We start from the raw sequence: 8,959 nt of genomic DNA, 5'->3' as shown, positions 1-8,959 counted from the left end.
ATCCACAACTCCCCGGCCACCCCAACAGGACACAACCCCCCATGAACGTCGACCACATAAACCCGCGTGTTCGCCATCGGACGACCAATCGGGACGCTCGCACCCCTGAAAGAGGCCTCCCCCTCCTCCAGCAGATAGGCGCACGACGACACCGCCGCTTCAGTCGGGCCATACACGTTGAAGACGTCAAAGTTTCGCCCGCCCGGGCTGAACACTCCGCTTGGCAGCGCCTCGCCGCCCACAGAAACCACGCGCAGCGCAGGCAGCCGGTTCAGGTCCTGCACGAACGTTCCGGCAAGGTACGCGGGCGTGAAATTGGCAACGGAGACCGAGAAGCGTCGCATGATCTCGATAAGCTGGTCCCCGCCCCAGATCTCGTTGCCACGAACAACCAGCGTCGCGCCCGCCGACAGCGCCAGGAAAACCTGCTCCGCAGACGTGTCGAAACTGACGCTCGCCAACTGCAAAACCCGGTCGGCGGAACTGATCCCGAACCGGGCAATGCCATCTTCCACGTCGGCAACCAAGGCCCGGTGTTCAATCATGACGCCTTTGGGTGTTCCGGTTGAGCCGGAGGTGTAGATGACGTAGGCCAGGTGGCTGGGGGTCAGCCCGAGCGCAAAGCGGTCCGGGTTGACCTCCAACCCACCAGCTAGCTCCACGACAGTCAGATCAAGCACCCGGCAGGCCGCGCCCTCGTCTTCCAGCATCGCCCCGACAAGCCCGGCCGTGTTCGCGTCGGCGAGCACGACCAAGGGATCGCTGTCCGAAACCATCAAGGCGAGACGCTCCACGGGATAGGCAGGATCCAGCGGCACATAAGCTCCGCCCGCCTTCAACACCCCCAACAGCGCAACGATCATCAACGGCGACCGCTCCACGCAAATCCCGACCCGCGTGTCAGGACGCACCCCGAACTCGATCAACCGGTGGGCCAAACGATTCGCCCGCACATTCAACTCACGGTAACTGACCTCACCACCCTCGTAGACCAACGCCACCGCGTCAGGCGACCGGGCCACCTGAGCCTCGAACATCTCATGCACGCACGCCTCATCAGCAAAGGCAACCGCCGTGTCATTCCACTCCTGCAGCAGAAGACGGCGCTCCCGCGGACCCACCAAATCGAGGCGGCCGACAGGTCGCAATCTATGACTGGGGCTGCACCCGGCGCTGGCGAGCGCGAAAAAGTGACGGACCAGATATTCCACCTGACCGGGATCAAGGATGGCCGTATCGTAGATCCATCGAACGGCCCCGTCCCCTTCCCGTATTTGCATGGTGAGAGATCTGCCGAGCGCGCAGGCGGCGTCAAAATCGTCTTGGCCGCCTGCTTCCTCCACGGTGATCACACTGGCTGCTACGGACCAAGGGTGAGCACTTCGCAGCAGTTGATCCGCACCCAACTGCGGACAGCGATCCACTAGGTCGAGCGGATATGTGCCGTTCCTGTGCAGGGTTTCCCGTTCAGAATGAATCACGGCAGCGATCTCGTCGAAGCGACGATCGAGATTGATCTCGACATTCATCGGGACGAGGCGGGCCAACACAGGCGAAAGCAGCCGTGAGCTTATGCCGGAATCCCAAGCAAGTTGGACCTCCGACAGCATGCATGCGCGTGCGAGATATATCGCCAGACTTGCTAGGAGATGATCAATCCGCGCAGTGGGATCTGCGTCATCCAGTTCCGGGCAGCGTTCCCACGCTGTGGCTTCGAAGCAGCGTTCTTCATGCAGGTCACTCCGGCTACGGAACGGCTGTTGCAACGAACTGAAACGCTCCAAGCGTCCCACCCAGAATTCTTCCTGGGCTGCCAGTTTTTGATGCGCATCTCTTAATACACTGCTTTCAACATCGCCCAGGACGGGCAACCTGTCGCCGACCTTGATACAAAGGTCGCTTGCTAGAGCGAGCGGATCTGCCTCGGCGCGTCCAACCTTCGACAGCCCACTGACAACAACATCTTCACTACTTGTTGTGATCCGCCAGCCGTCTTCAGTGATTTCAAGCACGGTGCCTGGCGAGGCTCCTGATCTTTCTCCCAGCACTTCCAGCCGGCCGACACACACGGCCAACTGGGGATGGTAGATCTTCGCGCACGTCAAAGGATTCAGGCGCTCAGCGCCATAATCCATCGCCCGGACCATCCTGGAGGCGTCTTGCGCCGCGTGATCCCAGCGAAGAAATCCGGCGGCTTCCGGGCGCCTGTAGCGAGAGGAAAACATCCGGTCTTCGGGATGTTGGGGAAGGCCTATCAGGCCGTCGGTGTTGAGCCCAGAGAGCAGATCCTCGAAGGCTTCTTCAGCCTCCTGATAGCATCTGAGGTTCAAGCTGAGCGCGGTGTCATCATCCGATATTTCGAAGTGACGCTGGACAAGAATGTCGCCCGCATCGACCGCGCCAATCATGCGATGCCAAGTGACACCATGTCGCGTCTCCCCCGACAATATCGCCCAAGAAGTCGAATGCCTGCCAGCATAGCGCGGTAACGGGCTATCGTGATAGTTGATCGCACCTATCGACACGCGCGCAAGCAATGATGCGGGCAAGACTTGTGGATTGACGATCGAGAATAGCCAACCCACTCTTTCCATGGAAAGCAGTCGATCCAAGCTAGAAATTGAGCTCAGGAGTTGGACACCTTCAGCACTGGCCCAGTTCTCAAAAAGCTGGTCGTAAGCGAGTACGGCTCGAATCCCGTACCCCGCATGGCGAAGGCGCGTTGCGCAATGGATCGCAAAAGATCCGCTACCTACGATAACGCAAGAGTGATGGGTGCTTGTTCCAGAGTTGTTGTTCAACCGATCAGCTTGTCCAGCTTCGCTCATCTTGAGGGCCGATTCACGGGCTGCAACTCCATGGTCATCAATGAGGCGTACGAGGGATGGAACTGGACCAGACGAATGGCGTCCCGTTCGGCGACGTGCCTGGCGACCGCTTGGGCAATGAACGTCTTCCCGGTGCCGGGTGGGCCGAAGAGCACCACCTGGGATCGTTCCTGCCACAGATCGAGCAGCATCTGCAACCAACCTCGAGGCAGGTTCAGGCGATTGGCGAGGTTGTCGATGGCCGGCGGCAGCGCAGCCACAGCGCGTGAGGCTTCCCTCCCACGGCTGTTGCTGTCACTAGCGCAGTCGGTAGGCTCCGCGACCCCCTCGATCAGCGCGGTGGGCCAGCCCTCGTCGGGACGCTCGTTGTAGGCGCGGAACAGCTCCCTCACGGTTACCTGGGTCCACGCCCAGCTGCCCGGTACAAGCACCGAGCCGCTCTGGCCGAACCCTAGATCGATGAACCTGCGGCCGACTGACCGCACCATGTCGTCGTCTCGGGAGGGAATGATCGTCCCGTCATCCACGACCTGCCCCAATCAGTTGCCGAAGATCAATACGGAGGCCAACGGTGACGCCATCCGCACCCAAGCAACTTATCGAGGTAGGCATACCCAGCAAAGGTCCGACCGGGCACAAGGGACTCCGACTATGTACCGACGGCTGTCCTCGCTGCTGGCCCTGGCTCTACCTGCGTGCGGTACGCCCACCGCGTCGGCTGCCCCGCAGCCCCTCGCCCGCGTCCACACCGGGCCAGGCTTGTCCTAAGGGACGTCTCGTAACTCGCTTGTGCGTCCATGGTGAATCATGTCGGGGTGGAGGTGATCTCGGCGTCCCGCTCGGAGTGGATCTTCGCGATCACCGGGCTGCAGCCCGCCCAGTTCCGCAGGCTGGTCCGGCCGGTCGCTGAGCGTGGCGGGGACGCTATCGCCGCCGGCTGGCCGGGCCGGCAGCGGTCTGTCGACCTCGCCGACCGGGTGCTGCTGGTCGCCGCGTACTGGCGCACGAACCTGACCATGCGGCAGATCGGCCCGCTGTTCGGGGTGTCGCACTCCGCCGCCCACCGGGTCATCGACACCCTCAACCCCCTGCTCGCCCTGGCCCCGGGGCGACGGCGTCGGGTCGACCAGATCACCATCGTCGACGGCACCCTCATCCCGACCCGGAACCACCTCCTGGCCGCTCCGAGCAAGAACTACCGCCACAGCACGAACCTGCAGGTCGCCATCGACGCCACACCCGCCTCGTCGTCGCCCTCGGCGACTGGCAACCCGGCAACCCGGCAACCGCAACGACACCATCGTCTACCGCACCAGCGGCATCGACCAGAAACTCGCGGGACGACCGGTCATGGCCGACGGCGCCCACCGCGGCAACCCCAAAGTGATCATCCGTACCGCAAACCCGCCGACGGCAGCGACCTACCCGACTGGAAGGCGGACCTCAACAAGCAGCACCGCACCGTCCGTGCCCAGGTCGAACACGCCCTGGCCCCCATGAAGTGCTTCAGATCCTGCGCGACTACCGCCACGCCGCCCACACATTGACCGACACCGCCTCCGGCATCGCCCACCTCCACAGCATCCTCACCGGATGACACCAGCACCGTTACCCGGCAGCGCCTCACCCAGTTACGAGACATCCTTTGGCCGGACCGATTCCCCCGCCCGTCCTGCTCGCCGTCGACCGGTAGCGCCGTCTGCTGCCACACGGCGACGGCACGGAGGACGAGCCCACGCAGCGGCCCCTTCGGTGAGGGCCCCTCGTGTCCCATGCCAGGGTTGACCCGGTAGCCCACTCCAGGCGGGAGGATCGGTGGCGGACCTTCCGAGTGGGCTGTCGGATGCGTGCTCAGCGCAACGCGGCAACGTCTAGCCTGAACTCGGACCCCCTATCGGCGGATGAATGGTGACCCCTTCCGGGACTGGCTCGTTTGGCGGGCCGGAGGAAGGGTGTGATCACAGTGGCAGACTGGGCTGAGATCCGCCGCCTTCATCGGGCGGAGCAGATGCCGATCAAGGCGATGGCGCGGATGCTGGGGATCTCGAAGAACAGGTGCGTCGGGCGGTGCGTTCTGATGGGCCGCCAAAGTATCAGCGAGCGTCGCCGCCAACTCCCGACGACCTGCCGTCAAGGGTTTGCGGAGGGTTACTCCCCGGACGGTACGGGGAGGGCGACACCGGTCCGCACCGGCGTACCGAGGTTCGGTGTGCCGTCAGCGTTCCAGGAGACTTTTTGTACCCGGGTGGTACGCGTCGTACCGCAGCCCTGCGACGCCGAGCTGTTGGCGTGGTAGGCGATCCAGGTCTCGATGCCATCAGGTGAGGTGAAGAACGAGTGGTGGCCGGGGCCGTAGACCCCGTTCGCGTCGTTGCGCTGGAAAATCGGGTTGGGGAACTTCGTCCAGGAACCGGCGGCCAGTGGGTCACCGCCCCGGTATTCCAGCATGCCGATCTTGTAGTTCGGTCCGCCGCAGTAGCTGGCCGAGTAGGTCAGGAACGTGCGACCATTGTGTTGCAACAGGAACGACCCTTCGTTGACGGCCCCCTCCTGCCGTTCCCAGGCCAGGGTCGGGGCCGAGATCCGGCTCCCGAACGCGGCGGCTGTCCACGGGTTCGTCATCGGTGCGATGAACAGTGACTGCAACCTGTCCGAGCCGAACGCCGAGAACGTCATGTACAGGGTGTTGTTCAGCCGGATCGGGGCCGCGTCGATGGCCCAGCCGTTGTTGGGCATCAGGTTGAGGATCCCGCGGATGGTGTACGGGCCGAGCGGGTCGGCTCCGGCGCTTTCGGCGACATGCGTACGCCGGGGCAGGTCGCCTTGTTCGACGGAGTAGTACAGGTACCACCGGTTGTCGATGAGCTCCAAGTGCGGGGCCCACATCGTGTTCCCGCCGGTACGGACGACTACCTGCTCTGCCGCCGTACGGAGCCCGGCAATCGTGGCTGAGCGGCGCATCACCACGTTGGCGGTCCAGGTCGTGGCGACGTAGTAGTAGAACCCGTTGTGGAACACCAAGGTCGGGTCGGCGCTGTTCGGGGGACCCACCACCGGGTTGGTGAACGTCGGGCCGCCAGCACCGACCTCGAGATGGTCTACATTGGGCAGACCATTCGACGTGGTCGCCGCCAACCGGATCGTGTTGCTGCCCGCATTCGCGTTCACGGTAAGGTTTTTGGTGACCCACGTGCTCCACGCACCGGTACCCTCGAACGACGGCGTCTGCACCGTGGTCCCGTTGACCGCCAGGCTCGCCGGTCGGGTGGTGGTGCCGTTGGCAAACCGGATCCCTAGCGTGACACTGCCGGCCGTGGCAACGTTCACCGTGAACTGCACGGCAGCCCCGGTCGCATTGGTCGTGTTACAAAACCCGCTCCCGGAATACCCGGACCAATCCGAGTCGATCGTCCCCTCACAGGTGGCCGGGGAGGTCTCCGCCTCATACCGCGTTGTCGCGGCCGACGCCTCCGGCAAACCGACAGCCGCCCCGGCGGCGACCACGCTACAGAGGTTGAAAGGCTGACTTCCGTCGGCGTGGCTCCGTGATTGAGGTCGATGAGTTCGATAGGTCGGAGGAATGAGGTATCCGGCTGGCGGTGGCATGAATGCGGCAGCCCGGGTCCGGCGGGAGAAGGTCCGGATCCAGGCTGCGGGCATGTTCGAGGAATCTCGATCGACCACGCAGATCGCTTCTGAACTGCGGGTCACTGAGAAGTCGGTGCGGGACTGGCGGAGGAGATGGGCGGCAGGAGGGGCGGACGCCCTCGCGTCGACTGGACCGGGTGGCTCGGACTGCAAACTCTCTGCCGACCAGCAAAAACAACTCGCCGAGATGCTTGATGACGGGCCGCTCGTGCACGGCTGGGACGACGCCCGCTGGACTCTCGCGCGGGTGGCGGAGCTGATCGAACGCTGCTTCGGCGTCTCCTACACCCTGCGCGGGGTGTCCTACCTGCTGCATCGCATGGGCTACAGCCAGCAGGTTCCAACCCGCCGAGCGATCGAACGGGACCGGGAGGCGATCGCGAGCTGGCATCGCAGGCGGTGGCCGTCGGTAAGAGGTTGGCGGCGGCGCAGGGTGCCTGGATCTGCTTCCAGGACGAGGCGGGTCAGGTCCTGCGACCGCCGGTGAGCAAGACCTGGGCCCGGCGCGGCCGGACGCCGGTGGTCGAGGTCTCCGGCAAGGGCTCCGGCCGGGTGTCGGTCGCCGGCCTGGTCTGTCTCAAGCCCGGTGAACGCGGCCGGCTGATGTGGCGCACGAAGCTGCATCGTGGCCGCAAGGGCGAACGCGGCAGTTTCAGCGAGGACGACTACATCGCCTTCCTCGACCAGGCCCACCAGCGGTTACACGCGCCGATCGTGCTGATCTGGGACAACCTCAACACCCACGTCAGCCGCCGCATGCACGCCCTGATCGCGGCCCGGCCGTGGCTGACCGTGATCCGGCTGCCGTCGTACGCACCGGATCTCAACCCGACCGAGGGCGTCTGGCGCTGGATGAAACGCGGCCTGACCAACATCGCCGCCCACGGCGTTGACCACCTTGCCGAACTGGTCAAACGACGGCTACGCGCCTGCCAACAACAGACCGACCTCCTCGCCGGCTTCTTCGCCAACACCGGCATGACCCTCGACCCCGAACCGCTATGACGGCCTCTTCCCGAGCCGCCGACGTCAGTCCAGAACGGCAGTCGCCTCGACCTCGACCATGAGATCCGGCTCGCCCAGCGCGCAGACACCCAGCAGCGTGATCGGCTTGACCGGATCCACGCCCAGTTTCGCGGCAGCGCGGGCGACGCCCTCACCGAGCAGTGGATACTTCTCCGGGCTCCAGTCGACCACGTAGATCGTCAGCTTGGCCACGTCATCGAACGAGCCACCGACCTCGGTCAACGCCCGGCCCACGTTGAGGTAGGCCTGCTCCACCTGTGCGGCGAAGTCGCCGGCACCCACCGGGTTGCCGTCGGCGTCGCGGGCGACCTGACCGGCCAGGAACACCAGCCGAGATCCCTCGGCAATCGCGACCTGCCGATACACATCGGGCTTCGGCAACCCGTCCGGGTTGAACAACGTGACGGCCATGCGCACTCCTCATTGTCGAGTCGATCCTGCCGTACCATAGCAGCGCTATGTATCGTGCCAGGCATGCCAAGACCGAAGGACCCGGAAGTCCGCACCATGCTCATCACCCGGGCGGCCCACATGCTCCGGGTACGGGAGCCGGTCACCCTCCGCTCCCTGGTCGCCGGAACCGGGATGTCGACCATGACGGTCTACACGTATTTCGGCGGCATGGACGGGCTGTGGGGAGCACTACGCCAGGAGGGCTTCCGGCGCCTGGCGAACCGTCTCCGCAGGGTCACCCAGACCGACGACCCGGTCCGTGACCTGACCGCACTGGGAGCGGCCTACGTCTCCACCGCCGTAGCCGACCCCGATCTCTACCGGGTCATGTTCGACGACGGATTCAAGCTCGAAGACCCGGCCCAGGCCGACGAGACCCTGCACCACCTCGTACACACCATCAATCGAGCCAAAGCCGCAGGGCGGTTCCGTCCCGAGATCGACCCACTCGTGCTCGCCACGCAGAGCTGGGCAATCGGGCATGGCCTGACCTCCCTGATCACCGCCGGTCCGCTGCCCATCGAGGCGTTCGCGCACGGCGCACCGATTCTCACCGCGGTCTACATCAGCAACGGTGACGAGCCCGAACGCTGCCGGCGATCAGTCACGCTCGGTTGGAGCGAGATCGACGTATGACAGACTTAGGTACGCCTACGACCCCATGGACAACCCTGAGCCCGGGCCCTCATGCAGAAGCTCGGGCTGCGGCGCTCATGCCGCTCGCAGCCGGATACCTCGTACTCCGGAAAGTCACGTCGACAAACCCCAGTCTTTCAACCTCTGTAGCGGCAGCGCCTAGAACAACGCCGACACGCCAACGAGACCGGCCCGCAAGCCGCACACTTGTCACGTTCATCCACCTCTCTGCTTGTTGCGCGGGAGTGTGGATCTAACGGTGTTTCCGGCCTGACCTGCCGGGCGTTGTGCCTGGTGAGGAGGGTGCCGTGATGACCGCGACACTGAACGACCAGACCGGACGGAAGAAGCGGCCTGAGCTGTCGGCG

At 64.4% G+C, this 8,959-nt stretch carries 7 protein-coding genes and 2 pseudogenes; 5 read left to right on the top strand and 4 right to left on the bottom strand.

Annotated elements, in window-relative coordinates; genetic code table 11:
* A partial coding sequence (locus E1166_RS26960; protein ID WP_165944439.1) for an AMP-binding protein occupies nt 1-2,594 on the bottom strand: 2,594 nt, incomplete at its 3' end.
* A 230-nt stretch (nt 2,595-2,824) separates the two neighbouring features.
* Entirely contained in the window at nt 2,825-3,355 is a 531-nt protein-coding gene (locus tag E1166_RS26955; protein WP_243710534.1) for an ATP-binding protein, read from the bottom strand.
* 288 nt (nt 3,356-3,643) lie between these two features.
* On the opposite strand from E1166_RS26955, the pseudogene E1166_RS26950 reads away from it, so the two are divergent.
* Both E1166_RS26950 and E1166_RS32315 read left to right on the top strand, forming a co-directional pair.
* A pseudogene (locus E1166_RS26950) lies at nt 3,644-4,425 on the top strand (transposase family protein).
* 357 nt (nt 4,426-4,782) lie between these two features.
* Nucleotides 4,783-4,931: pseudogene (locus E1166_RS32315) on the top strand (IS21 family transposase); the annotation flags it as partial.
* A 45-nt stretch (nt 4,932-4,976) separates the two neighbouring features.
* On the opposite strand, the gene E1166_RS32595 reads toward E1166_RS32315, so the two are convergent.
* Nucleotides 4,977-6,434: a family 43 glycosylhydrolase gene (locus tag E1166_RS32595; protein WP_165944438.1), complete on the bottom strand. Its 1,458-nt coding sequence runs from the start codon at nt 6,432-6,434 to the stop codon at nt 4,977-4,979.
* Here E1166_RS32595 and E1166_RS26935 point away from each other — a divergent pair.
* A complete protein-coding gene (locus E1166_RS26935; RefSeq protein WP_132264128.1) occupies nt 6,409-6,963 on the top strand; it encodes a winged helix-turn-helix domain-containing protein in 555 nt (184 codons plus the stop codon). The two genes, E1166_RS32595 and E1166_RS26935, sit on opposite strands and share 26 nt — an antisense overlap.
* Nucleotides 6,876-7,481, top strand: coding sequence for an IS630 family transposase (locus tag E1166_RS26930; RefSeq protein ID WP_132264130.1), 606 nt, complete (start codon nt 6,876-6,878; stop codon nt 7,479-7,481). The genes E1166_RS26935 and E1166_RS26930 overlap by 88 nt, the downstream gene beginning before the upstream one ends.
* 24 nt (nt 7,482-7,505) lie before the next feature.
* Here the strand turns inward: E1166_RS26930 and E1166_RS26925 are convergent, their stop codons facing one another.
* Nucleotides 7,506-7,913, bottom strand: coding sequence for a RidA family protein (locus E1166_RS26925; protein ID WP_132264132.1), 408 nt, complete (start codon nt 7,911-7,913; stop codon nt 7,506-7,508).
* A gap of 63 nt (nt 7,914-7,976) precedes the next feature.
* Here E1166_RS26925 and E1166_RS26920 point away from each other — a divergent pair, with 63 nt between their 5' ends.
* Entirely contained in the window at nt 7,977-8,591 is a 615-nt protein-coding gene (locus E1166_RS26920; protein WP_132264135.1) for a TetR/AcrR family transcriptional regulator, read from the top strand.
* Nucleotides 8,592-8,959 lie beyond the last annotated feature (368 nt).

It is taken from the genome of Micromonospora sp. KC213, assembly GCF_004348325.1.
Taxonomy (GTDB): Bacteria; Actinomycetota; Actinomycetes; order Mycobacteriales; family Micromonosporaceae; genus Micromonospora.
Note: the sequence above shows the minus strand (reverse complement) of the source record. Positions and strands in the feature narration are given on the sequence as shown.

Coding starts and splice junctions, on each gene's coding strand:
- E1166_RS32595 (WP_165944438.1), bottom strand. CDS start 6,434: ATGCCACCGCCAGCCGGATACCTCATTCCTCCGACCTATCGAACTCAT.
- E1166_RS26925 (WP_132264132.1), bottom strand. CDS start 7,913: ATGGCCGTCACGTTGTTCAACCCGGACGGGTTGCCGAAGCCCGATGTG.
- E1166_RS26935 (WP_132264128.1), top strand. CDS start 6,409: ATGAGGTATCCGGCTGGCGGTGGCATGAATGCGGCAGCCCGGGTCCGG.
- E1166_RS26920 (WP_132264135.1), top strand. CDS start 7,977: ATGCCAAGACCGAAGGACCCGGAAGTCCGCACCATGCTCATCACCCGG.